Origin of the sequence: Paenibacillus cucumis (ex Kampfer et al. 2016) (assembly GCF_019748695.1) — a bacterium.
Lineage (GTDB): Bacteria > Bacillota > Bacilli > Paenibacillales > Paenibacillaceae > Paenibacillus > Paenibacillus polysaccharolyticus.
Genome location: NZ_JACLIC010000080.1, coordinates 1 through 239 on the forward strand (window position 1 = coordinate 1; position 239 = coordinate 239).

Sequence of the window (239 nt, forward strand, 5' to 3'; positions counted from 1 at the left end):
GGTCTCTCCGGCAATACCGGTCGCACCAGTTACACCTGTGCCCCTGCACTTGCAATCAACGTATAATCCGGCGAGGTGCCTGGCGTGCCCGTTGGGGAAGCCACATTCGTGATATACGTGCTACCATTGAACGTTACCACTTGACTGGCTGGATATGTCGGGGCTACTGCTGGATCAAACGCCACGATGCCACTTAACCCTACGCCAGTGGCCCCCGTTGCTCCCGTAATGCTTGCGCC

Annotated in this window: 1 pseudogene; it reads right to left on the minus strand. The window is 57.7% G+C overall.

Annotated elements, in window-relative coordinates:
• Window positions 1-29 precede the first annotated feature (29 nt).
• Window positions 30-239: pseudogene (locus tag H7T88_RS28520) on the minus strand (hypothetical protein); the annotation flags it as partial.